This window comes from Pedobacter psychroterrae (assembly GCF_004331695.1).
In the GTDB taxonomy this organism is placed as follows: domain Bacteria; phylum Bacteroidota; class Bacteroidia; order Sphingobacteriales; family Sphingobacteriaceae; genus Pedobacter; species Pedobacter psychroterrae.
This window is the reverse complement of record NZ_SJSL01000001.1, coordinates 291,995-315,154: the sequence shown is the minus strand read 5'-3', so window position 1 is coordinate 315,154 and position 23,160 is coordinate 291,995. Positions and strand designations below refer to the sequence as shown.

Annotated in this window: 17 protein-coding genes; 9 read left to right on the top strand and 8 right to left on the bottom strand. The window is 42.4% G+C overall.

Features of this window, described 5'->3' with window-relative positions:
- From rfbA to EZ437_RS01335, 3 genes are all read left to right on the top strand, one after another.
- Window positions 1-861, top strand: a complete 861-nt coding sequence (gene rfbA / locus EZ437_RS01345) for a glucose-1-phosphate thymidylyltransferase RfbA (RefSeq protein WP_131592414.1) — start codon at window positions 1-3, stop codon at window positions 859-861.
- Window positions 862-882: 21 nt separating this feature from the next.
- The gene (glmS, locus tag EZ437_RS01340) at window positions 883-2,721 is read left to right on the top strand and encodes a glutamine--fructose-6-phosphate transaminase (isomerizing) (protein ID WP_131592412.1); all 1,839 of its coding nucleotides are present in this window, start codon (window positions 883-885) and stop codon (window positions 2,719-2,721) included.
- A gap of 97 nt (window positions 2,722-2,818) precedes the next feature.
- Window positions 2,819-3,544, top strand: coding sequence for an outer membrane beta-barrel protein (locus EZ437_RS01335; protein WP_131592410.1), 726 nt, complete (start codon window positions 2,819-2,821; stop codon window positions 3,542-3,544).
- 6 nt (window positions 3,545-3,550) lie between these two features.
- Here the strand turns inward: EZ437_RS01335 and EZ437_RS01330 are convergent, their stop codons facing one another.
- Window positions 3,551-4,015, bottom strand: a complete 465-nt coding sequence (locus EZ437_RS01330) for an Lrp/AsnC family transcriptional regulator (protein ID WP_131592408.1) — start codon at window positions 4,013-4,015, stop codon at window positions 3,551-3,553.
- A gap of 171 nt (window positions 4,016-4,186) precedes the next feature.
- On the opposite strand from EZ437_RS01330, the gene EZ437_RS01325 reads away from it, so the two are divergent.
- Both EZ437_RS01325 and EZ437_RS01320 read left to right on the top strand, forming a co-directional pair.
- The gene (locus tag EZ437_RS01325) at window positions 4,187-5,239 is read left to right on the top strand and encodes a PLP-dependent cysteine synthase family protein (RefSeq protein ID WP_131592406.1); all 1,053 of its coding nucleotides are present in this window, start codon (window positions 4,187-4,189) and stop codon (window positions 5,237-5,239) included.
- On the top strand, window positions 5,239-6,891 hold the full coding sequence (locus tag EZ437_RS01320) for a protein-disulfide reductase DsbD family protein (RefSeq protein WP_131592404.1): 1,653 nt from the start codon (window positions 5,239-5,241) through the stop codon (window positions 6,889-6,891). Before EZ437_RS01325 ends, EZ437_RS01320 begins: the two co-directional genes overlap by 1 nt.
- Before the next feature lie 420 nt (window positions 6,892-7,311).
- Here EZ437_RS01320 and EZ437_RS01315 read toward each other — a convergent pair whose 3' ends face one another.
- Entirely contained in the window at window positions 7,312-8,286 is a 975-nt protein-coding gene (locus EZ437_RS01315; protein ID WP_131592403.1) for a Crp/Fnr family transcriptional regulator, read from the bottom strand.
- 20 nt (window positions 8,287-8,306) lie between these two features.
- Window positions 8,307-10,238, bottom strand: coding sequence for a 1-deoxy-D-xylulose-5-phosphate synthase (dxs, locus tag EZ437_RS01310; RefSeq protein WP_131592401.1), 1,932 nt, complete (start codon window positions 10,236-10,238; stop codon window positions 8,307-8,309).
- A 92-nt stretch (window positions 10,239-10,330) separates the two neighbouring features.
- Here dxs and glyA point away from each other — a divergent pair, with 92 nt between their 5' ends.
- Together glyA and EZ437_RS01300 are read left to right on the top strand one after the other, a co-directional pair.
- Window positions 10,331-11,602, top strand: a complete 1,272-nt coding sequence (gene glyA, locus EZ437_RS01305; RefSeq protein WP_131592399.1) for a serine hydroxymethyltransferase — start codon at window positions 10,331-10,333, stop codon at window positions 11,600-11,602.
- An 18-nt stretch (window positions 11,603-11,620) separates the two neighbouring features.
- Entirely contained in the window at window positions 11,621-14,020 is a 2,400-nt protein-coding gene (locus tag EZ437_RS01300) for a PAS domain S-box protein (RefSeq protein ID WP_131592397.1), read from the top strand.
- A 363-nt stretch (window positions 14,021-14,383) separates the two neighbouring features.
- On the opposite strand, the gene EZ437_RS01295 is transcribed toward EZ437_RS01300, so the two are convergent.
- The 5 genes from EZ437_RS01295 to EZ437_RS01275 all read right to left on the bottom strand — a co-directional run bounded on the left by EZ437_RS01295 (window position 14,384) and on the right by EZ437_RS01275 (window position 20,156).
- On the bottom strand, window positions 14,384-15,808 hold the full coding sequence (locus tag EZ437_RS01295; RefSeq protein ID WP_131592395.1) for a hypothetical protein: 1,425 nt from the start codon (window positions 15,806-15,808) through the stop codon (window positions 14,384-14,386).
- Entirely contained in the window at window positions 15,783-16,502 is a 720-nt protein-coding gene (locus EZ437_RS01290; protein WP_131592393.1) for a ComF family protein, read from the bottom strand. Before EZ437_RS01290 ends, EZ437_RS01295 begins: the two co-directional genes overlap by 26 nt.
- A 40-nt stretch (window positions 16,503-16,542) precedes the next feature.
- Entirely contained in the window at window positions 16,543-17,589 is a 1,047-nt protein-coding gene (gene rlmN, locus EZ437_RS01285) for a 23S rRNA (adenine(2503)-C(2))-methyltransferase RlmN (protein ID WP_131592391.1), read from the bottom strand.
- A gap of 75 nt (window positions 17,590-17,664) precedes the next feature.
- Window positions 17,665-18,732: a 23S rRNA pseudouridine(2604) synthase RluF gene (gene rluF, locus EZ437_RS01280; RefSeq protein ID WP_131592388.1), complete on the bottom strand. Its 1,068-nt coding sequence runs from the start codon at window positions 18,730-18,732 to the stop codon at window positions 17,665-17,667.
- Between the two features lie 161 nt (window positions 18,733-18,893).
- On the bottom strand, window positions 18,894-20,156 hold the full coding sequence (locus tag EZ437_RS01275) for a sensor histidine kinase (protein WP_131592386.1): 1,263 nt from the start codon (window positions 20,154-20,156) through the stop codon (window positions 18,894-18,896).
- Between the two features lie 109 nt (window positions 20,157-20,265).
- Between EZ437_RS01275 and EZ437_RS01270 the strand changes: the two genes are divergently transcribed.
- Window positions 20,266-21,948 (top strand): alpha-L-rhamnosidase-related protein, encoded by a 1,683-nt coding sequence (locus EZ437_RS01270; RefSeq protein WP_225869465.1) that lies wholly within the window; start codon window positions 20,266-20,268, stop codon window positions 21,946-21,948.
- A 123-nt stretch (window positions 21,949-22,071) separates the two neighbouring features.
- Window positions 22,072-23,112: an Atu2307/SP_0267 family LLM class monooxygenase gene (locus EZ437_RS01265; protein ID WP_131592384.1), complete on the top strand. Its 1,041-nt coding sequence runs from the start codon at window positions 22,072-22,074 to the stop codon at window positions 23,110-23,112.
- Window positions 23,113-23,160 lie beyond the last annotated feature (48 nt).

Sequence of the window (23,160 nt, the reverse complement as noted above, 5' to 3'; positions counted from 1 at the left end):
ATGAAAGGAATCATTTTAGCAGGAGGGAGCGGTACGAGATTGCATCCGCTAACACTGGTGATGAGCAAACAAATGATGCCGGTGTATGATAAACCGATGATCTATTATCCTTTATCTACCTTGATGCTGGCAGGCATTAACGAAATCCTGATCATTTCAACCCCCCATGATTTACCCAATTTTGAAAAGCTTCTGGGAGATGGGAGTAGTTTAGGCTGTAAGTTTTCTTATGCCGTTCAGGAACAACCAAACGGACTGGCCCAGGCATTCGTGATTGGGGCGGATTTTATTGGTAAAGATAAAGTTGCCCTGGTATTAGGAGATAATATATTTTATGGTGATGGGATGGCCAAATTGCTTCAGGCAAGCGCTGACCCGGAGGGTGGTATAGTTTTTGCTTATCGCGTTTCTGATCCTGAACGTTATGGGGTTGTGGAATTTGATGAAAATAAAAAGGCCATGTCAATTGAAGAAAAGCCACTGAACCCAAAATCTGACTATGCGGTACCGGGACTGTATTTTTATGACAATACTGTTGTAGAGATTGCTAAGAACATCAAACCTTCCCCCCGCGGAGAATATGAGATTACCGACGTAAACAAAGTGTACCTGGAACAGGACAAATTGAAAGTTGGTGTACTAAGCCGGGGAACAGCCTGGTTAGATACCGGCACATTTGTCTCCCTGATGCAGGCAGGACAGTTTGTACAAGTGATTGAAGAACGGCAGGGATTAAAGATCGGTTGTATCGAGGAAGTCGCCTATAGAATGGGTTATATTGATAAAGAACAATTACGCATTATCGCCACCCCGCTGGTTAAAAGTGGCTATGGTGCTTACTTATTAAAAATAATTAAATAAAAAAATACTTATACTTTACCTATGTGTGGAATTGTTGGTTATATCGGTCAGAGAGAAGCCTGGCCTATAGTACTTAAAGGTCTGAAAAGACTAGAATATCGTGGATATGACAGTGCCGGGATCGCGCTGATCAATAAAGACGATCTGAACATTTACAAAAAAGCCGGAAAGGTTAAAGAACTGGAAGACTTTGCCGAAGGCAAGGACCTGACTGGCACTGTAGGGATGGGCCATACCAGGTGGGCAACTCATGGTGCGCCTTCGGATAGGAATTCACATCCACATACTTCTGACAACGGAAAATTGAGCATTGTACACAATGGCATCATTGAGAACTACGCTACGCTTAAAGAAGAACTGGAAAGCCGCGGTCATGAATTTAAAAGTGATACCGATACGGAGGTTCTGATTCACCTGATTGAAGAGATCTATAAGAAGGATAATGTTGACCTTCTGGAAGCAGTTAGGCTTTCTTTACATGAAGTAAATGGTGCCTATGCCATTGTAGTGATGGATGAGGATCAGCCAGATCAACTGATTGCGGCAAGAAAAGGAAGCCCTATGGTGATTGGGGTAGGTGAAGGAGAATACTTTATTGCTTCAGATGCCACGCCAATTGTAGAATACACCAAAAATGTTATTTATCTGAACGACAACGAAATTGCCTATGTGACCAGGGAAGAACTGTTGATAAAGCGTTTAGACAATGTGGTACAGACTCCGTATGTTCATGAACTGGAGTTGAAGCTGGAAATGCTGGAAAAGGGTGGCTATGAGCATTTCATGCTTAAAGAGATCTATGAGCAGCCACGTTCGGTGCGCGATTGTTTAAGGGGCCGTATTTATCCCAATGAAGGACGTGTTCAATTAGGAGGTATCAGCGAATACGCCGATAAGTTAAAGAATATAGACCGGATTATCATCGTTGCCTGCGGAACTTCATGGCATGCGGGATTGGTGGGTGAATACCTGATTGAAGAGTATTCAAGAATTCCTGTAGAAGTTGAATATGCTTCAGAGTTTAGGTACAGGAACCCGATCATTACTGAAAAGGATGTGGTAATTGCCATTTCTCAATCTGGAGAAACTGCTGATACCATGGCTGCTATTGAAATGGCTAAGGAAAAAGGAGCTACCATATTTGGTGTTTGTAACGTGGTAGGCGCTTCCATACCCAGACTTACCCATGCGGGTGCATATACCCATGCCGGTCCTGAGATCGGGGTAGCCTCTACCAAAGCATTCACAGCGCAGGTAACGGTGTTGACACTAATTGCATTTCACCTAGCTCAGCAAAGGGGTACCTTAACAAGTTCCAAACTTTCGGAACTGCTGACGGAACTAGACAATATCCCTCAGAAGATTGAGAGAGCTTTAAAATCTGACAATCTGATCAAAGAAATTGCCCATAAATTTAAAGATTCCAGAAACTGCTTGTTCCTGGGAAGAGGAAGTGGTTTCCCTGTTGCTTTGGAAGGCGCTTTGAAATTGAAAGAGATTTCCTATATACATGCAGAAGGTTACCCTGCTGCAGAAATGAAACACGGACCTATTGCCCTGATTGATGAAGAGATGCCGGTAGTGGTTATTGCCACTAAGAACTCTTCTTATGAGAAGGTGATCAGTAATATACAGGAAGTAAAAGCCCGGAAAGGTATCGTATTGGCGATTGTGACTGAGGGCGATACGGAAGTAAAGAAAATGGCTGACTATGTAATAGAGATCCCTGATGCCAGTGAAGCATTTTTGCCCTTGCTTGCAACAATACCTTTACAGTTGCTTTCCTACCATATAGCTGTTTTAAGAGGCTGTAATGTAGACCAGCCACGAAACCTGGCTAAGTCTGTTACCGTAGAATAATATAAAAATCTATTTTCGGCTCTATAATTGTTAAGTTTGTATACTATTAACCAATTATTAATGTTAAGTACATAATAAGAATTATAGAGCCGCTATTTTGAAGTTTAAACATCCCTTATATAACTTTTTAGCCTTTTGCCTTGCCATTACTTTTGTTTTACTAAGTTCGCTGCGTTGTGCTGCACAAGCAGATTTCTATAAAATGAGTGTAGGTGCGGGAGGGGGCCTTACTCATTCCTACGCTGATATTTTTAACAATTCAACTGCTTTTGCGACTAAAGTTGAGTTTTCTTATTATTTGAACCAGTTTATAAATGTTGGCCTGAACTATCAGAAAGGTCAAATTGTGGGTGGAGACGTGTATACTGACAAGTACGAACGGCAGTTCATAAATGATTTTAATTCAATTGATATGAATGTAAAACTTCAGTTGGGCGCATTCGTAGCCTATGAAGAAAGTACGTTCTTAAATATTGTTAAAGGATTGTATGTAGGTACAGGTATAGGCGGAATTCAGAACAGGCATAATAATCCCGTTCGATATCAACGTTCAACGGGCATTAAATTTCCAGGCTATGACCGATCAAAAGAAATGTTTGTTCCATTAATGGCTGGGATAAATATACATATCCCTGATAAACTCGACGTTACCCGCGTAATGATCAATTTAAACTTCCAGGGCAACATTGTTTCTGGCGAAGGATTGGATAGCTATGATTTTAACGGTACATTGGAAAAACAAGGTGTGCCGGACATCTTTACTTTTATGAGTATTGGTGTAAGTTATCACTTTGGACGAACGGGCTGGTTTGGGGAGCAATGACAGTGTTTACAGCGGATAAGCGGTTTCGCTTTTAGTTTCAGACAATACAAAAAAACTTTGTACGGTACTGATGTTAGGCAGTGTTGCCAGTTTATTGCGTAAAAACAGATGATAGGTGTCCATATCACTTGTCGCTATGCGTAAAATGAAATCAAAGGCTCCTGTCATTTGAAAACATTCCATCACCTCACTGAACTTCGCAACCTCATGTTCGAATGCATACAGGGTATCTGCTGTATGCTCTTTTAACAATACCTGAGAAAAAGCAATAAGGCTTTTGTTTATTTTTTTTCTGTCGAGGATTGCTACTACTCGTTTTATATAGCCCTGATCTTTTAGCTTACGTATCCTTTCATGGACAGTAGCGATCGACTTATTGAGTTTAAATGCGAGTTCCTTATTGGTAAGGGTTGCATCAATTTGCAACAGCTTTAAAAGCTCAATGTCAGTAGGATCAAGTTCTGTTTGCATAGTCGAAAAAAAAACGGTAATGGGTAGTATCTAAATAGCCAAAGTGTAAATATGTGTAAAATAACTAATATTTTCCATAAAATTTACGGATTTATAGATAATCATTGTTATTATGAATTGAAATATGGAGTTTTACCGAATAACTAACTTATTATTCATAAATATACAGCCATGTCAACAAGCACGATGGAGTCAGCCTGTTTAACCGTAGATCTGGAGCATAAATTTGAAGACCTATGGCATTTGGTCGGCAATACACCCATGCTGGAATTACAGTACACCTACAAAGGAAGTAAAGGGAAGATCTATGTAAAGTGCGAACATTATAACCTTACCGGAAGTATAAAGGACAGAATAGCATTGTTTACTTTATACAATGCCTATAAGCATTGTAAAATTAAACCCGGCGATGTTGTTATTGAAGCTACCAGTGGTAATACAGGTATTGCATTTGCGGCAATAGGTAAAGCAATGGGCCATCCTGTTAAGATCATTATGCCCAACTGGCTTAGTAAGGAAAGGATTGATATCATTAAGAGCCTGGGAGCAGAGGTCATATTGATCAGCAAGGAGCAGGGAGGTTTTTTAGGTAGCATTCAGCTGGCTGAGGAAATGGCAAAAGAAAACAACCACACTTTTTTACCGCGTCAATTTGAAAATATTGACAACCCGCTGGCACATGAGCAGACTACCGGAGTAGAAATATGGGAACAGCTGAAACTGAATAATCTGATTCCAGATGCGTTTGTTGCCGGAGTAGGTACGGGAGGCACCATTATGGGTGCAGGCAAGTATTTGAAAGATCAGAATCCACACATAAAAATTCACCCTCTGGAGCCCGCTGAATCCCCAACACTTACTACGGGTTATAAAGTAGGCAGTCACAGGATTCAGGGCATCTCTGACGAGTTTATACCGCAGATTGTAAAGCTGGATGAACTGGACAGCGTAATACAGGCTAATGATGGTGATGCCATACTAATGGCCCAAAAACTGGCAAGTCAGCTGGGGTTGGCCGTGGGTATATCTTCCGGAGCCAACGTAATTGGCGCTATCAAGCTGCAGCAGGAGCTTGGATTTGACAGTTGTGTCGTTACGATCTTCTCAGACAGTAATAAAAAGTACCTCAGTACAGACCTGATGAGAGAGGAACCGGTTAAGGATGGTTATCTCACACCATACACAGAGTTTATCAATTATCAACCAATAAGCCGCCTTAAATAATGAAACCAATACTGTTATTTTTCTTTTGTCTGCTGATGTTTGTTGCTGTGCAGCCCTCCTTTGCCATGCAAACAGACACTATTTCAATGGATGACCTCGAGTTTACTGAGATCACTGATGCACCTGCAGACACGGCTGTTAAAACTGCTGTTAAAAAAGACACCACCACAATCACTTCGATCGTTCCTGCTAATGATGTAAATAGCACAAAGACAGAGAGTTCTCTGTGGGGGATCTTTCTTGCCGGATTTATCGGTGGGTTGGCAGCATTGCTGATGCCCTGTATCTTTCCTATGTTGCCACTTACGGTAAGCTATTTTACCAAGGGGGCCAATAAAGGGGGCGCATTCGGTAAGGCCTCTTTGTATGGGTTTTTCATTATTTTGATCTATGTAGTACTTGGACTGCTGGTGACCATAATTTTTGGGGCCGATGCATTAAACAGTTTATCTACAAACGGTATCTTTAATTTCTTTTTCTTCCTGTTGCTTGTTGTTTTCGGTGCTTCTTTTTTAGGAGCCTTTGAGATTACCCTACCATCCTCCTGGGTGAATAAAATGGATGCAAATTCAGATAAGGGAGGTGTAGCAGGATTGTTTTTCATGGCGGGTACACTTGCATTGGTTTCTTTTTCTTGTACAGGCCCTATCATAGGTACCCTCCTTGTTGATGCCGCTACAAGTGGAGCTTTGCTGGGTCCGGCGATAGGAATGTTTGGTTTCTCCTTTGCGCTTGCTATTCCCTTCGCTTTGTTTGCTTTGTTTCCTTCGGCAATGAACGCTTTGCCAAAATCAGGAGGCTGGTTAAATAGCGTAAAAGTGGTACTTGGATTTTTAGAGCTGGCATTCGCCCTAAAGTTTTTAAGTAATGTAGACCTTGCCTACCATTGGGAATGGTTTGACAGGGAGATTTTCCTTGTGTTATGGATCACAATTTTTACCCTTATGGGACTGTATTTACTTGGCAAACTCAGGTTTTCTCATGACAGTCAGCTGGCTTTTATTTCAGTGCCAAGGTTGATGATGGCGATTGTTGTATTGTCTTTTAGCCTTTATATGGTTCCAGGACTGTGGGGAGCGCCCCTGAAAGCAGTTTCTGCTTTTCTGCCTCCCCAGCACACTCAGGATTTTGACCTGTACACTGCATCATTATCGAGTGGAAATTCATCCGCGCAGAGATCATCCGGAACCCACAAATATGCTGATAAATTCCATGCTCCGTTAAAACTGGATGCTTTCTTTGATTATGAAGAAGGAATGGCCTATGCCAAAAAAGTGAATAAACCTGTCATGATCGATTTTACAGGGCATGCATGTGTAAACTGCCGAAAAATGGAGACCACTGTTTGGCCTGATAAGGAAGTATTAAAATTGATCAGCCAGGACTATGTGCTGATACAGCTTTACGTTGACGACAAATCAGAACTGGAAGAAGCTGATAAAATAACGACTCCTGAAGGTAAAATATTAAATACCATAGGGAAAAAATGGAGTGATCTGCAGACCAGGAAGTTTTTGTCCAATTCTCAGCCATTTTATGTGCTGCTGGATCCGGCCACCGGGCAGCAATTAGTAAAAGCCCAGGGAGCAAACTATGACGTTGCTAATTATTTGACATTTTTAAATAGTGGGCTTGTTGCCTATAATAAATAAGAGCTTATCTATATGGTGGATGCTGATAGATGAAATTTAGGTAAATAATAATTATAGAAGGGTTGGCAGGTTTTGCTGGCCCTTTTTAATTTATGCTTCCTGTTGAGTTTTGTTTATCAAATAGACCTTGCGGCCGCAAGAGCTGCAAGAATACCTTTTAAGGTCTAACCAAAACAGAAACGATTTAACAAGCTTGCCTCTTTTTATCCTGGTGTCAAGGTCCCCATTTTTACAGTATGGGCATTTTTTGTATTGCTTGTCAACATTCAAAAAACTGGTTTGTGAATTTGTCATTATGTTAAAGTTAACAGATGATTTTATTATGAAATCAGGGCGTTGATTATGAAGGCAAACTTAAGCTATTAATTAACCCAAAACAAAGATATTCAGAGTTATTGAGTCCCGATTTATAATATTGGACTAGATTGGTTTTTGGACTTTAGCATATTCAGCAGGCGTCATACCCACCAGATTTTTAAATTCTGAAAAGAATGAGCTTCTGGATGAAAAGCCACCTGCTATTCCCAGGGCCTCGATCTTTAAATGCTTCCAGTCAGACTCGTGTTTAAGTTTGTGTTTTATATAATTAACACGGTGCTCATTCACAAACGCGTTGAAGCCTTTTTTATAGTGAATATTTAGAATATGGGAAAGTTCGTGCGCGGGTGTAGATAGTGCTTCTGCAACCATAGAAAGCGTTAAACCCTGTTGTTTGAATGCCTGATGTTCCAGCATATACTTATCAATCAGATCGCATTTATGCTGAATGGTCACCTTGTTCTCCTTCTTCCGGTCTTTCAAGATCTTATTAAGTGTCTGGGGTTTGATGTCCAGGTAATCAGCAATATATTCTAAGGGTATGCGGTTTACATGGTTTGGTGCCATCGAAAGATAATACTGATATTTATCTTCTGCGGTTCCCATTCTTACCAGGGTAGACCGTTCATGTGCAGATTTATAAAAGGATTCCAGAATCTTCCGGATGATCACATTCATGTCAAACGAATTGTTCAGCCAGTAGACCAAATCCTGTGTAGGCAATCCGATCAAGTGTGAATCTTCTACCACATAAATGCTCTCTTCTGATGGACTCTCGCCATACATACCTGAAATTGACGAGACCGAATCTCCATCTGTACAGATATAAGTGGTGAGCTTTTTATTTTCACGGGTGGTATAGCCGATAATGATGCCTTTAATAATGAAATAAAAAAACTCACTTTTTTCACCTTGCTCCAGCAGGTACTCGCCTTTTTTTACCTTGAGGTCAAATAGCTTCTCTGCCAGGCCCGCCTTTAAAGGCTCAGGCATGGGGTAATAATAACTAAGATGATTGATAATGATTTCTATCAGTTGTGGGTCGGGTTTTACAGATGTTTCGTGTTTTAAACTCATCTCATCTAAAACTCATCTTGTTAAGAGGCTATTGTCTTTGTAGTCCGGCTTACCGCAAATTTCTTCACCACATTGATGATGGCATTTGTATCATAATTGCACAAAGCCCAGAGCTCTGCCTGTTCGCCATGCTCTATAAATTCATCCGGGATACCCAGTCGTTTTACCTGTGCGTGGTATTGATTGTCGGCCATAAATTCAAGTATGGCACTCCCTATACCGCCTTGTAAACAGCCGTCTTCAACCGTGACAACATGTTTGTACCGTGTGAAAACCTCATGAAGCATGGCCTCATCCAGGGGCTTTGCAAAACGCATATCATAATGTGCAGGATGCATTCCCTGACTGTTCAGCTCATGACAAGCCTCAACTGCAAAATTACCAACATGTCCTATCGTAAGTATCGCCACATCCTCACCGTCACAAATTTTTCTGCCTTTCCCTTTTTCAATGGTCTTAAGCGGACGTTTCCAGTCCACAAGTACACCATTACCTCTCGGATACCTGATCGAGAAGGGCCCCATGTTTTCCTGCTGTGCAGTATACATCATATTGCGCAGCTCCTCTTCATTCATAGGGGCAGCAACAGTCATATTTGGTATACAGCGCATATAGGCCAGGTCATAAGCGCCATGGTGTGTCGCGCCATCGGCTCCAGCCAGGCCTGCACGGTCCAGGCAGAACACCACATTCAGATTTTGGATCGCTACATCATGGATTACCTGGTCATAAGCCCTTTGCATGAAGCTTGAATAGATATTACAAAACGGAATAAGTCCCTGTGTTGCCAACCCGGCAGAAAAAGTTACTGCATGCTGTTCGGCAATTCCTACGTCAAAAGCACGGTTTGGCATGGCCTTCATCATGATATTCATCGAAGATCCTGAAGGCATGGCCGGTGTTACGCCCACAATTTTTTGATTAGCCTCCGCCAGCTCAACCAATGTATGGCCAAAAACATCCTGGTATTTAGGTGGTTGTGGCTTAACTGCTGTAGATTTCTTAATCTCTCCTGTAATCTTATCAAAAAGGCCCGGGGCATGCCATTTGGTCTGATCTTTTTCGGCAAGGGCAAAGCCTTTACCCTTTACCGTTACGCAATGCAACAGTTTGGGACCGGGAATATCTTTAAGGTCTTTGATCACCTGTGCCAGCCGCACTACATCGTGCCCGTCTACCGGGCCGAAATATCTGAAATTCAATGCCTCAAACAGATTGCTTTGCTTCAGCAAGGTGCCTTTTATACTTTTCTCAATCTTTTTAACAAACTTATGGGCATTCGGACCAAGCTCAGAGAGTTTGATCAGCACATTAGAAATGTCATCCCTAAAGCGGTTGTAAGATTTGGAGGTAGTTATATTGGTTAAGTATTCCTTTAATGCACCTACATTCGGATCAATAGACATGCAGTTGTCATTCAGTACCACCAGCAGATTGGAGTTTTCTATGCCGGCATGGTTCAGGCCTTCAAAAGCAAGTCCTGCTGTCATGGCACCATCGCCGATCACGGCCACATGCTGTCTGCCGGTTTCTCCTTTATAATGAGAAGCCACAGCCATTCCTAATGCTGCCGAAATTGAGGTAGAGGAATGACCTACTCCAAAAGTATCATATTCGCTTTCGCTGATCTTAGGAAAACCGCTGATCCCATTAAGGATCCTATTGGTATGAAATACAGATTTACGTCCAGTGAGGATTTTATGGCCGTAGGCCTGATGCCCAACATCCCAGACAAGCTTGTCATAAGGCGTGTTTAAGGCGTAGTGCAAAGCAACAGTTAGCTCAACAACCCCCAGGCTGGCTCCAAAATGCCCGCCGTTTACGCTCACCACATCAATGATAAACTGGCGTAGTTCCTTGCAGATTTGTTCCAGATCCTGTTCTTTATACTGCTTTAGATCAGCAGGATAATTAATATGTGGTAATAATAAGGGACTGTTAATGTCTTCCATGCAGTAATTATAGAATAGAAACTACAAAGTAAGGTATTTTGTTACCAAACTAAGAAGGAAAATCTTAATTTTACAAAAATATACTTCGATAAATGACAAGAGATACTTTAATTTTTGATTTGATTGACAGGGAATTGAACCGTCAGGAAAATGGACTTGAACTGATAGCTTCAGAAAATTTTGTAAGCAAGCAGGTGATGGAAGCGGCAGGTTCATGTCTAACTAATAAATATGCTGAAGGCCTCCCGGGCAAACGGTATTATGGTGGATGCCAGGTTGTAGATGAGGTAGAGACCATAGCCATCGAGCGTGCAAAGGAGCTTTTTGGTGCAGCATGGGTAAACGTTCAGCCGCATTCAGGAGCTCAGGCCAACGCCGCAGTAATGCTGGCAGTGATACAGCCCGGAGATAAAATACTTGGCTTTGACCTCTCTCATGGCGGTCACCTTACCCACGGTTCACCGGTTAATTTCTCTGGTAAATTATATCATCCGTTATTTTACGGAGTCAAAAAAGAAGACGGAAGGATAGATTATGCTAAATTGGAAGAGGTAGCTTTAGCAGAAAAACCCAAACTAATCATTGTAGGTGCTTCTGCTTATTCAAGGGAATGGGATTATGCTTTTGTACGCAGTGTTGCTGACAAAATAGGCGCGCTGGTTATGGCTGATATTTCTCACCCTGCCGGTCTTATCGCCCGCGGTTTACTGGCCAATCCACTTCCGCATTGCCATATTGTGACTACCACAACGCACAAAACTTTAAGGGGCCCGCGCGGAGGTATGATCATGATGGGCAAAGACTTTGAAAATCCTTTTGGATTAAAAACACCAAAAGGAGAAACCCGTATGATGTCATCAGTATTGGACATGGCAGTTTTTCCGGGTACACAGGGTGGTCCGCTGGAGCACATCATTGCAGCCAAAGCCATTGCTTTTGGCGAAGCCTTAAGCGATGAATACCTAACTTATATCACACAAGTAAAAGCCAATGCACAGGCCATGGCCAAAGCATTTGTGGCCAAAGGTTATGGGATAATTTCAGGTGGTACAGATAACCACTTAATGCTGATCGACTTACGTAATAAAAATATAACCGGAAAGCTTGCTGAAAATGCCCTTGAAAAAGCAGATATTACCGTGAATAAAAACATGGTTCCTTTTGACGACAAATCTCCATTTGTAACATCAGGAATCCGTGTGGGAACAGCCGCCATTACTACAAGGGGTTTTAAAGAAGAAGATATGCAGGTAATTGTTGATCTTATTGATCAGGTACTTACCAATGCCGAGGATGAAAATAATCTCCAGCAAGTAAAAAAACAGGTGCTAGAACTGGTAAGCCGGTTCCCTTTATATAAATAACGGGGTTACCAAAAATAAATGTCAGGAGCGCGCAGTAATTCTTCCTCAATCAATGAACATGACCGCGTAAAGGCGTTGCGCCAATACAATATTCTCGATACTCCGGCAGAGCATGAGTTCGATAATATTACCAGGCTGGCAAGTCTGGTATGCAATGTCCCCAACGCCTTAATTACATTGATTGATGAAGAGCGCCTCTTTTATAAATCCGTGGTGGGTTTGGACCCTCCTGACATGCCGAGAGGCAATTCCTTTTGCGATCATACCATTCGGTCTGAGGGAATATTGGAGGTCCCAGATACTTTAGCAGATGAACGCTTCAAAGGACATCCGGGTGTGACCGGGCCTCCTTATGCCCGCTTTTATGCCGGGGCACCCTTACTCGACGCACAAGGATATAAGCTGGGAGCAATCAGTGTGTTCGACACAAAGCCAAATAAGCTGACAGGAGAACAAGAAGCAGGTCTGCAGATTCTAGCGCGTGAGATCATTACCCACATGACCTTAAGGAAGAAAACCGCTGAACTTAAAGTCAATACCCAGCGTTTTGAAGATCTGTTAAACCTTTCTACTGTTTCTCCCGAAATTCATTGTATCCTCGACCGCAACGGGAAAATCTTATTCATTAATGACGCAGTTACCACAATCCTTGAATATTCTGTTGATGAAGCCATAGGGACAAGTATCTGGACATTTTGCAGTGAGGAAGATATCAGCAGTAGCAGGGGGCTTATTGAAGAGGGGCTGAGGCATGGACAAAAAGAGTTTAAGGTCGACTTCAGAATGACCGCTAAATTGGGTGCCTTACGCTGGATCAGCTGGAGCATGGTCACCAAGTCAGATCGCTGGTATGCCTACGGAAGGGATATTACAGAGGGTAAACGTGTTGAAAATGAGCTCATGAAACTGTCGTTCGTTGCCAGTAAGGTCAACAATGCAGTAGTGATCAATGACGCCAATAACCATGTAACCTGGGTAAACGATGCATTTGAGAATATCACTGGTTATACCCTCGATGATCTGAAAGGCAAAAGACTGGGTGATCTGATTGCCGGACCTCAAACCGATATTGAACTGCTCAATAAAGCCCGTCTGCTGACCAAGCAGAATCAATCCTTCACCGTCGACCTCTTATGCTATAGAAAAAACAATCAGCCAATCTGGCTCTCTATTTACAATACAGTTGTATTGAATAATGAAGGTAATATAGACATCGAAGTAGAGATCATTATTGATATTACAGACAAGAAAAAGGCCGAACAGGAAATGCTGGATGCCAAGGAACAGGCCCTGCAGCTGAGCGAAGCCAAGGAAATGTTTCTGTCCGTAATGAGCCACGAGATCAGGACACCATTAAATGCCGTTATTGGCATGACCCATCTGCTGCTCGAAAACGATCCTAAGGTTTCCCAGATAGAGGATCTGAATATCCTTAAGTTCTCTGGCGAAAACCTGCTGAACATCATCAATGATATCCTCGACTTCACCAAGATCGAAACCGGCAATCTGCAGCTCGAGTCTATTCCCTTCAGCATACACACGCTGACCACTGATATCATAAATTCACTGCAGATCAATGCCATTAAAAAGAGTAACAATATGATACTCGATATTGATGATGCTATTCCTGCAAATGTACTGGGTGATAAAACCAGGTTATACCAGATCCTGATGAACCTGTTGGGAAACGCCATCAAGTTTACAGATTATGGTAAAATAAAGCTCGTAGCAAAACAAATAGCCGAAACAGAAAAGGATGTACTGATAAATTTTGAAATAAAGGATACTGGTATAGGCATTCCGGAAGATAAGCAATCTTACATCTTCGAAGCCTTTACGCAGGCAAAGCCGGATATCTCCAGAAAGTATGGCGGAACAGGCTTAGGCCTTGCTATCACCAAAAAATTATTGAAGCTATACAATTCTGATATACAGGTAAAAAGTAAAGAAGGTAAAGGCACCGCATTTTCCTTCTCTATCTGCTTTAACAAAGTCTCAGATAAGGATAAAACCATCAGACTGCGAGATAAATTGCCTGCATTTATTAATAAAAAGCTATTGGTAGTAGATGATAATGAAATCAATATTTTAATAGCCAAAAGAATACTAAGTAAATGGGGTTTTGATCTGGATTTTGCTGCTGATGGCCGTCAGGCAATTGAAAAGGTAATGAAAAATACCTATGACCTGATCTTTATGGATATTAAAATGCCAGGAATTGATGGTTTTGAGACTGCTGCCATTATCAGGGATCTTCCAGGCAGTCATTTCAAATCTGTTCCCATTATTGCGCTCACAGCCTCCTCCCTGGAGGATGAACATGAAAGATATGAAGCTTCAGGAATAAATGGGCATATACTCAAACCGTTTCAGCCGGATGAAATAAAAGCTATGCTGATGGTCTATTTTTCTGTTTAATTATGGCGGTTTAAAAGCTATAAGGGCTATAAGTCAAATAAAATGAGGTAAAAAATAAAGGGCCGATATCCCATTGGCATGGAAGTATCGACCCTTAAATTAACGCTCTCAAGACAAAGGAACACATTTTTTTTTATTTAGCAAAATATTACTGAATTATTTGTGTGTTTTTATTGAGTTTATTTTACTAATACATTTTAGCATTGCTCAAAACCAATAAAAAAACTAAGAGCTTTTAGGAATAGCGTAATTAAAAGTAAAGGGCCGGTACCTCAATGAAGAAATGCCGGCCCTTACCATCTAAATTAACGCTCTCATCATATAAACGGTAAGGATGTAAAATTGTTTTAAGAATTTAGTTTTTTATTTTTTTTCATAACAACCCAGCGTAGCGGGGAAGATCCTTGGTACATTGTTCAGGTCTCTTGATAACAGGTTTACATGAGGGTCCATACTGAGGTCTGCACCTTTATTAAAGGCCGGGCTGCCTTCCTGAAGCTCAAAATTCCAGACATTTGTATTCGTAAACAGCGGATTGATGTTCAATTGGTTTAGCTGATCATCAAAATGCTGCAACAAAGTTTTCAGGATGTTGTTTCTTACATTGGTTTCCACATTAAAACCGGTCTTTTTATCAATCAATATTTCCTCGGCCAAACTGCCCCAGATAATATTGTTGACCAGTTCCACGCTCAAATCACCAGCTAAATACCCGACCGAAATGTCAGAAAAATACACTGCAGGTGTGCTGCGTGGAAGATGGTAATTATATCCTGCAAATGTGTTCTGCTTCAGGTTATACCTGCCGCCCCCGACCGCGTAAAAAAGATATTGTCCGCAGTTGTAAAATAAGTTATTAAAGGCATTGATCTCTGTTCCAAACCCTGCCAGTCCAGCTGCCTGCATGTTCTTCACAATGCTATTGCTAAGGGTCAGCTTAACGGAACTGTTTAAAGACAAAGAGTCTACTGTAATACCCACAATTGCATTTTTAATCAATGTATTACCAATACTCGAACTGTTACTGCTGCTAAAAAAACGGATCCCCTTCCACTGGCCGGGCTCTTCACTGTAATAAGGTTCCAGCCGGTCACTCGCAAATATTACCGGGCGGTCTTTTGTCCCTTCGGCCTTTAAGCTGCCCATAATATTCATCGCAGCGTTTCCATGAAATAAAACCCTTGTTCCCGGCTTGATGTTTAGTGTAACGCCTGCCGCTACCATTACAGATCTGGAGATGATATAAGGCAAAGTGCTGTTCCAGGTACTGCTTGTGGAAATCACCTGGTTGTCTATGAAAATTGCATTCTGCCCATAAGCTACCAAAGGCACAGACTGCTTGTTGCCGTTCGTATTAAATAATATAGAATCCTGTACAATAAAGGGCTGGTACTGATCGTCCGGATTAATGTTGACTTTTACATAAATGCTGATAGAATCATTTCCATCTATCTGAAGGTCACTTATCTGGTTGGCGGGAGTTCCATTAATAATCAGGCTAAAAAACGAACCTGATTCCCCGCTCAGTTTAATATGGCTCACCTTCACTGCCTTTTGTTCCTTATTATAGATCTTGATCCGTTTATTGGCCGAGCCTACAGAAGTAAATACCGTATCAAAAAACACGGTGTCTGTTGAAAAAAAGAGCTTTACGTTCTTGTCTGTGGTGATATCATTAGCTTTACGGCAAGCCATTAAGCCAATAGAAAGCAATACCATCAATGACACAATCAAACGCATAAATAAAACTACACAAAACTCCTTAGTCTGCCAAAGCTGCGGCTGCAATACTTAGCTTTTTAATACCACATTTATTTAGTTCATTGGCACAGGATTCGATGGTAGCGCCTGTCGTAATCACATCGTCTACCAGCAGCACATGTTTTCCGCGCAATGCACATTCGTCCATAATTTTAAACACATCTTTCATGTTCTCGTATCTTCCAAACCGGTTTTTATTGGTCTGGCTTTCCGTATCCATCTTTCTGATGAGGGCGGTATGAATGACGGGCACTCCAAGTACAGCCGCTATCCCCTCCGCTATGCTTTTACTTTGGTTGTAACCCCGTATTCGTTCCCTTTTTTTATGTAGGGGCACAGGTATGATCAGGTCTATGTGCTCAAAAGCTGCGGCAGTTTGTAGTCTCTCTGCCATCATCATGCCCAGTTTTATTCCGATACCGCTATTGTTTCCGTATTTTAAATGATGGATGATATTTTGGACGCGGCCTCCCTTTTTGAAATGCAGCATGGCCATTGTGGCATTAAACCTTATCCTTCCCCATAGTTTTTTCGCAGCTTTATTCTGCGGGTCAGTGTGGTGATCTGTATAAGGCAGATTGCTTATGCATCCTGTACAGAGATGAGCTTCTCCGCGATATAGCTGCAATCCGCAGGCACAGCATAAATTTGGAAATAGCAGACTGACCAAGTCCCTAATGAGCAGGGACAAGCTTTGGAATAGATGGTTTACAAAATGCATCAGCTAAGGTATATCATTTTAAGGCCCGGGCCCTAAAATTTTATTCCTGTTTTACTGCCAGTTGCCCGCATGCGGCATCAATGTCTTTTCCACGGCTTCGCCTGATATTGGTATTGATGCCCTGACTCTTCAGATAATTAGAAAAAGCGTCTATTTTGTCTTCTTCTGCATTGACAAAATCAGCAAACTGTATTGGGTTGTATTCTATCAGGTTTACCTTGCAGGGCACATGTTTACAAAACCTGGCCAGCTCCATGGCATCCTGAATTTCATCATTAAAATTGTTAAATACAATATACTCGTAAGTAATCGGGTTCTTCGTCTTTGAAAAATAGTACTTTAGTGCTTCTGCAAGTGCCTTTAATGAGTTTTGTTCATTGATTGGCATGATCTCATTCCGCTTGGCATCATTGGCAGCATGCAGTGATACCGCCAGGTTAAATTTAACCCCATCATCCCCAAGCTTTTTGATCATCTTGGCAATACCTGCTGTAGAAACAGTGATCCGCTTATAAGACATATTCAGCCCGTCGGGTGCCGTAATACGCTCTATTGATTTCAAAACATTGGCATAATTCAGCAATGGCTCGCCCATGCCCATATACACAATATTCGTAAGCGGCGCATTGTAGTTTTTCTTAGCCTGCTGATCTATCAGTACCACCTGGTCATAGATCTCATCGGCATTGAGGTTCCTTTTGCGGTCCATGTATCCGGTAGCGCAAAACTTGCAGGTCAGGCTGCATCCTACCTGCGAACTTACGCAGGCAGTCATGCGTTCATCCATCGGGATCAGCACACCCTCTACTATATTGCCGTCATAAAGCCTAAAGGCATTTTTAATGGTATGGTCGTTACTAAACTGTGAATTGTTTACTTCAACAGCATTGATGGTGTATTTCTCGTCCAGCTTGTGCCTCAGTTCTTTAGAGATATTGCTCATTTCCTCAAAGGAACGTGCAGACTTTTCCCAAAGCCATTGGTATACCTGTTTGGCCCTGTAGGCAGGTTCCTGCAACGCAATGAAGTGCGATTGCAGCTGTTCCAGGTTAAGAGAACGTATGTCTGTTTTTTTGATAGTAAGCATTTGTGCCTGCAAAGTTACCTAAAAAAAGATTAAGCAGGAATAGCGATGTTTTTACTGAATAAAGATGGCTATATATTACTTGCGCTTCGGACTTCTGGTCTTGGCACCAGGGGCGCCAGCCCGTCCATTGCCAGGCTTAACAGATCGCTTGCTTGGCCCGCTTCCTTTAAACCAGTCACTGCTACCTGTGGCCGGTTTAGCGTTGGCAGTAGATCTGGCTGCACCTCTAGGGGCGGCTTTGCCTTTCCCACCTGCTGGTCTGTCGGCCCTGCTTACCGATGCAGCAGCCCGGCTGGAAGGTTTTTTAAATCCAGGGGTTCTGGCAGATGACCTTTTTGGCGTTACATTTTCCATCAGGTCTTCCTCTTTTGTTGCCTTAGGTTTTTTAGTGACCCTTTTTGGCGCCGCCGATGCACCTTCCAAAGAGCTTGACTTAGCCACCATGTTATAGATCTCTGTCTGCTCTCCCGGTGTCAGTTCACGCCATTCGCCAAGTGGAATCCCTTTGATGCCGATGTTCATGATGCGCACGCGTTCCAGTTTGGTCACCTCAAATCCAAAATGTTCACACATCCTTCTGATCTGCCTGTTCAGGCCTTGTATCAAAGTGACCTTAAAAACATTGGGCCCTTCTTTGCTGACCTTACACTTTTTGGTCATCACGCCCAGTACTGGTACCCCTTTTGACATACCGGTCAGGAAAGATTCGGTAACAGGTTTATTTACTGTGACAATGTATTCCTTTTCATGGTTGTTGCCCGCACGAAGGATTTTGTTGACCAGGTCCCCATTGTTGGTAAGGAATATCAGTCCCTGGGAATCCTTGTCCAGACGTCCGATAGGGAAGACCCTTTCGCTATGGTTTACATGGTCTACAATATTGCTTTTTACACCGGCTTCAGTGGTACTAGTAATACCGACCGGTTTGTTATAAGCGATCAGTATGGTGTTTTCAACCTCCTTGGGTTCGATGGACTGCCCGTTTACAGTTACAATGTCCCCAAAGAAAACTTTGTCGCCTACTTTGGCTTTTTTCCCGTTAATATATACGTTCCCTTGCTCAATATACCTGTCGGCCGCTCTTCTTGAGCACAGACCGCTTTCACTTATGTATTTATTTAATCGGGTGGTAGAATCAGACATGTAATTGTAAATTGAATTTATTTTTACAAAGGAATCAATTAATATCGAATTTTTATTATTTTTATGTATTCGATCGCGGTGACATCTGCAAGCTGGTAGACCGGACAAGGCATGTAAGATACCTTTAAAGTGGTGGCACTAAGAAGGGATATAGGACTCAATCACTCCGCAAGAGGTACCCTTAGCGTAAAGCAGCTGCCTTCTCCTTCTTTACTTTTCAAATTGATCCGGCCACCGTTCTTTTCTGCAAATTCACTGCAAAACTTTAAGCCGAGGCCCGTTCCCTTTTCATTGAGGGTGCCATAGCTGGAGTAAAAAGAATGGCTTTGAAGGATAATCGCTGCATTTTCCGAACTGATCCCAATTCCAAAATCCTGGATGGAGATCTCCGCACAATTGTCCTTTTGTGCAGCGCTGATCATGATGGTGCCCTTAGGGAAACTAAATTTTATGGCATTGCTCAGTAAGTTTCTAAGGATGATCTCAAGGTGGTCTTCATCAGCATATATTTTAAGATCAGGCAGGTCACTGGTAACCATGGTCAGATCCTTGGATTCCAGTAATATTTCAAACGAAGAGATCAGCTTTAGTACTACAGGTTTCAATGAAATGTTTGCCTTATTTACTTTAATGCCATTGAGCTGGCTTTGGCTCCACATTAGCAGGGTATCTACATTTTCTCTTACATTGCTGATCTGCTGGTTAAGTTTTAAGGAGATCTCCTCAAACTCTTCTTTTGAGATCATCTTATTCTGGACCATGGCAAAAGCGGCTCCTGCACTGTTTATTGGTCCGCGTATGTCGTGGGCCAGAATGGCAAACAGTTTTTCCTTGTTCCTGTTGAGCAGCATTAATTTCTTGTTTTGCGCTTCAATTTGATGCTGATGATTTAATGTTTGTTTTTTAAAATAGTAAAGGAAGAACAGGAACAGCAGAATTCCATTGAGCAGCACGATAAAACGGTGGAGTTCTGAAACGGCAGGGTATCCTGATAAATAATGTGGGTTTGAAAAAATAAATAAAAACAGGACTGCATTTACTACGCTGAATAGAAGCAATGTCAGGAAGTCATTCAGCAAGATAAAATAAATACCCATGAAAAGCAGCAGGTAAAATTCCATATTGTTGTTGTACATCATCGCGCTTGTAGCGCAGCTGAGGGAGTAAATGAGGCCCACTATTACAGCAGGGTAGGTATAATAATGTTTGAAATTAAAATACAGGACACTAAATCCGGCCAGCATGGTAATGCCGTTTAATACAGCAAGGTCATTTAGCCCATTGTTGTAATTTTTAAGCATGAATATCATCGATGAGAAGCCGCCAATAAGTCCTGCGATATTGATTACAGAAATTTTCCGGCGTTCCCGATAAAACATACCGGGTTGGATCCCTATGGATAATAGTTTTTTAAGTGTTTGCATCAATAATTGATAATCCCTGTTCAAATGTAGTAAAATTAACCTTTTACCCGACTGTTTTTCAAAACATTACCCCAATCAGGAAAAGGAAGTATTGTTCAAATAGAAAAAAATGACAACATTTGAAAAAACAGTCATGTCGAAATTAAAATACGCATATATTGCCCTCTTTATCGCTTTCCTGCCTTGGTTGGCTTTTCAGAAAGTCAATGCCCAGGATTATTACGGACCGCAGGCTGCCAGCGAGTGGCTGACCGTCGCAGAAGCATTCAAACCAAAACTAATCGGGCAGGAAATACACCCTGTAGGTGTTGTAAAGCTCATTCCAGACACAAGTGCCTTTCAGGGCTGGAAAACCGGACCTGCAGGGACTTTGGAAGATTTTTATAGTAAGTCTTTTAGAACACAGTCGGGAACGGTAATTGATTTCGGCGCGCATTTGACCGGTTATTATACGTTTACCATCAAGGAGAGTCAGCGCGTTCTGGACGGTCCACTGCGGTTTAAACTTACCTTTGCGGAGGTTCCTGCTGAACTGTCCACGCCCTTCGATCCGTATCCGGGTACTTTGAGCAGGGCATGGCTTCAGGACGAGACCATAACCGTGATGGAACTGCCGGCTACGATCACGCTGCCGAGACGAATGTCTTTCAGGTACCTCAAAATTGATTTACTCGCCAGTCCCCGTGATTTTGATTTTAAGATCACAGAAATGAAATTTAGTGCGGTAAGTTCGGTTAACGTTACGCCGCCGCTGCTTAGTTCTAAGACCAGCGCAGTGATTTCCAAAATTGATGCTGTCGGACTGAATACGTTAAAAGAATGCATGCAGACCATTTATGAGGACGGGCCTAAGCGCGACAGAAGGCTTTGGATAGGAGATCTCTACCTTCAGGCGATGGCAAATAACTATTCTTTTAAAAACCATGACCTCACCAAACGGTGCCTGTATATGATAGCCGGGCTGGCAGATGATAAAGGGTTTCTATATCCCAATGCCTTTGAAACACCGGCGCCGCATCCGCAGCAGGGGGCTTTTTTGTTTGAGTATTCTTTATTTTTTAACACCACACTGAAGGAATATTTAGCCGCTACAGGCGATAAGAAGACGGCTACTGATCTTTGGCCCGTCGCTAAACAGCAACTTGAAAATATTAATAAGCATCTGGACCAGAAAGGATTATTTAATGCTGCTGAGGCCCAAAAGGAATGGTGGCTGTTTGTAGACTGGAGGGAGGGACTGGATAAACAAGCTTCCCTGCAGGGGATCATGATCTTTGCGCTGAAGGAAACATGGTTGCTAGCCAAAGAATTAGGAAAGGAAAAGGAAGTTTCGCATATACCAGCGCTGATCTCAAAGATGACAGCAGCAGCACGAGTGAATTTGTACGACAAGCAAAAAGGAGTGTATGTAAGCGGACCGGAAAAACAGGTTTCCTATGCTTCGCAGGCATGGATGGTGATTAGTGGCGTGGCGACAAAAGCAGAGGGGCAAAAGGCGTTGAAGTCGCTGGTGAATAATAAGAATGCTGTAAGGCCGGGTACGCCTTACTTGTACCATTATTATGTAGCGGCTTTGATCAAATCGGGATTGACGCAGGAGGCCAAAGCTGCATTGGAAAAATACTGGGGCGGCATGGTGCAGAAAGGGGCAGATACATTTTGGGAGGCTTATGATCCCGATAATGAGCTATTGTCACCTTATAATTTTTTTCCGGTTAATAGTTATTGCCATGCCTGGAGCTGCACACCGGTATATTTCATCAGGAAATACCCGGAGATTTTTCAGCAATAAACCTTATTTAAGTGCGTGGAACAGTGCTGATATTTCTTATCCTATATCAATGTGGATCGTGGCGGGTGTCATTAACTTTGAGGTATTAAAAAAAGAGTTTTTGACTTAATAAAAGGAGTGAATATGGAATTAGGTATCGGTATGTTTGGCGATTTGTCGTTTGATGCGGCAACAGGTAAACCAAGAGAAGCAAAGCAGAAGTTACAGGAGATTTTAGAGCAGATCAAACTGGCTGATGAAGTTGGCCTGGATGTATTTGGTCTTGGTGAGCACCACCGGCCGGACTATGCGGTTTCCTCGCCTGAGATCGTGCTGGCTGCTGCCGCGAGCATCACTAAAAATATAAAACTGACCAGTACCGTTACCGTGCTGAGTTCGGCGGAGCCGGTAAAGGTGTACCAGGATTTTTCTACCATCGACCTGATCTCTAACGGGCGGGCAGAAATAGGGGTGGGCCGTGGAAGTTTTATTGAGTCATTTCCCTTGTTTGGGTATAATTTGTCGGACTACGATCAATTGTTTGAAGAAAAGCTTGACCTGTTACTGAACATCAACAACAATGAGGTGGTAAACTGGCAAGGCAAACTGCGGGCACCATTACGTGATCAGCGGGTATATCCCAGGGCTACCAATAATGGTAAACTTCCAATTTGGATTGCCGTAGGGGGAACCCCTGCATCGGTGGCACGTGCGGCAAAGCTGGGCCTGCCGCTGGTGGTAGCCATTATAGGCGGGATGCCGAAGCAGTTTCAGCCATTGATAGAGTTTTATAAAGAGGAATATATCAATCATGGCCATGATCTGGCCGATATGCAGATAGGGATTCATTCTCATGCTTTTTTGAGTGATAATGAGGCGAATATAGACCAGTATTATTACAACTATGCTTCGCAAATGGACAGGGTAGGCGCATCGCGCGGCTGGCCTCCGTATGCTAAGACGCAATACGATGGGGGCCGCTCCAGGGACGGTGCGCTGTTTATGGGCGGGGCAGAGGAAGTGACAGAAAAGATCCTTTACATGCACGAGCTATTTGGCATTACGAGGTTCATAGGGCATATGGATGTAGGTGATCCTTCGCATGCTGAAATGATGAAATCTATCGAGATATTTGGTAACAAAGTTGCGCCACAAGTGAGAAAAGCACTGGATAAGGCAAAATAATCCCAATTATTTTTCGTATCTTAGGGTTTAATTGTAAGTCCGGTATTC

What these genes read in the sequence shown, in the direction of transcription:
- EZ437_RS01300 (WP_131592397.1), top strand. Translation starts at nt 11,621, where the DNA reads ATGTCAGGAGCGCGCAGTAATTCTTCCTCAATCAATGAACATGACCGC.
- EZ437_RS01275 (WP_131592386.1), bottom strand. Translation starts at nt 20,156, where the DNA reads ATGCAAACACTTAAAAAACTATTATCCATAGGGATCCAACCCGGTATG.
- rlmN (WP_131592391.1), bottom strand. Translation starts at nt 17,589, where the DNA reads ATGCTTACTATCAAAAAAACAGACATACGTTCTCTTAACCTGGAACAG.
- glyA (WP_131592399.1), top strand. Translation starts at nt 10,331, where the DNA reads ATGACAAGAGATACTTTAATTTTTGATTTGATTGACAGGGAATTGAAC.
- EZ437_RS01265 (WP_131592384.1), top strand. Translation starts at nt 22,072, where the DNA reads ATGGAATTAGGTATCGGTATGTTTGGCGATTTGTCGTTTGATGCGGCA.
- EZ437_RS01325 (WP_131592406.1), top strand. Translation starts at nt 4,187, where the DNA reads ATGTCAACAAGCACGATGGAGTCAGCCTGTTTAACCGTAGATCTGGAG.
- EZ437_RS01270 (WP_225869465.1), top strand. Translation starts at nt 20,266, where the DNA reads ATGACAACATTTGAAAAAACAGTCATGTCGAAATTAAAATACGCATAT.
- EZ437_RS01320 (WP_131592404.1), top strand. Translation starts at nt 5,239, where the DNA reads ATGAAACCAATACTGTTATTTTTCTTTTGTCTGCTGATGTTTGTTGCT.
- glmS (WP_131592412.1), top strand. Translation starts at nt 883, where the DNA reads ATGTGTGGAATTGTTGGTTATATCGGTCAGAGAGAAGCCTGGCCTATA.
- rfbA (WP_131592414.1), top strand. Translation starts at nt 1, where the DNA reads ATGAAAGGAATCATTTTAGCAGGAGGGAGCGGTACGAGATTGCATCCG.
- EZ437_RS01290 (WP_131592393.1), bottom strand. Translation starts at nt 16,502, where the DNA reads ATGCATTTTGTAAACCATCTATTCCAAAGCTTGTCCCTGCTCATTAGG.
- EZ437_RS01330 (WP_131592408.1), bottom strand. Translation starts at nt 4,015, where the DNA reads ATGCAAACAGAACTTGATCCTACTGACATTGAGCTTTTAAAGCTGTTG.
- dxs (WP_131592401.1), bottom strand. Translation starts at nt 10,238, where the DNA reads ATGGAAGACATTAACAGTCCCTTATTATTACCACATATTAATTATCCT.
- EZ437_RS01315 (WP_131592403.1), bottom strand. Translation starts at nt 8,286, where the DNA reads ATGAGTTTAAAACACGAAACATCTGTAAAACCCGACCCACAACTGATA.
- rluF (WP_131592388.1), bottom strand. Translation starts at nt 18,732, where the DNA reads ATGTCTGATTCTACCACCCGATTAAATAAATACATAAGTGAAAGCGGT.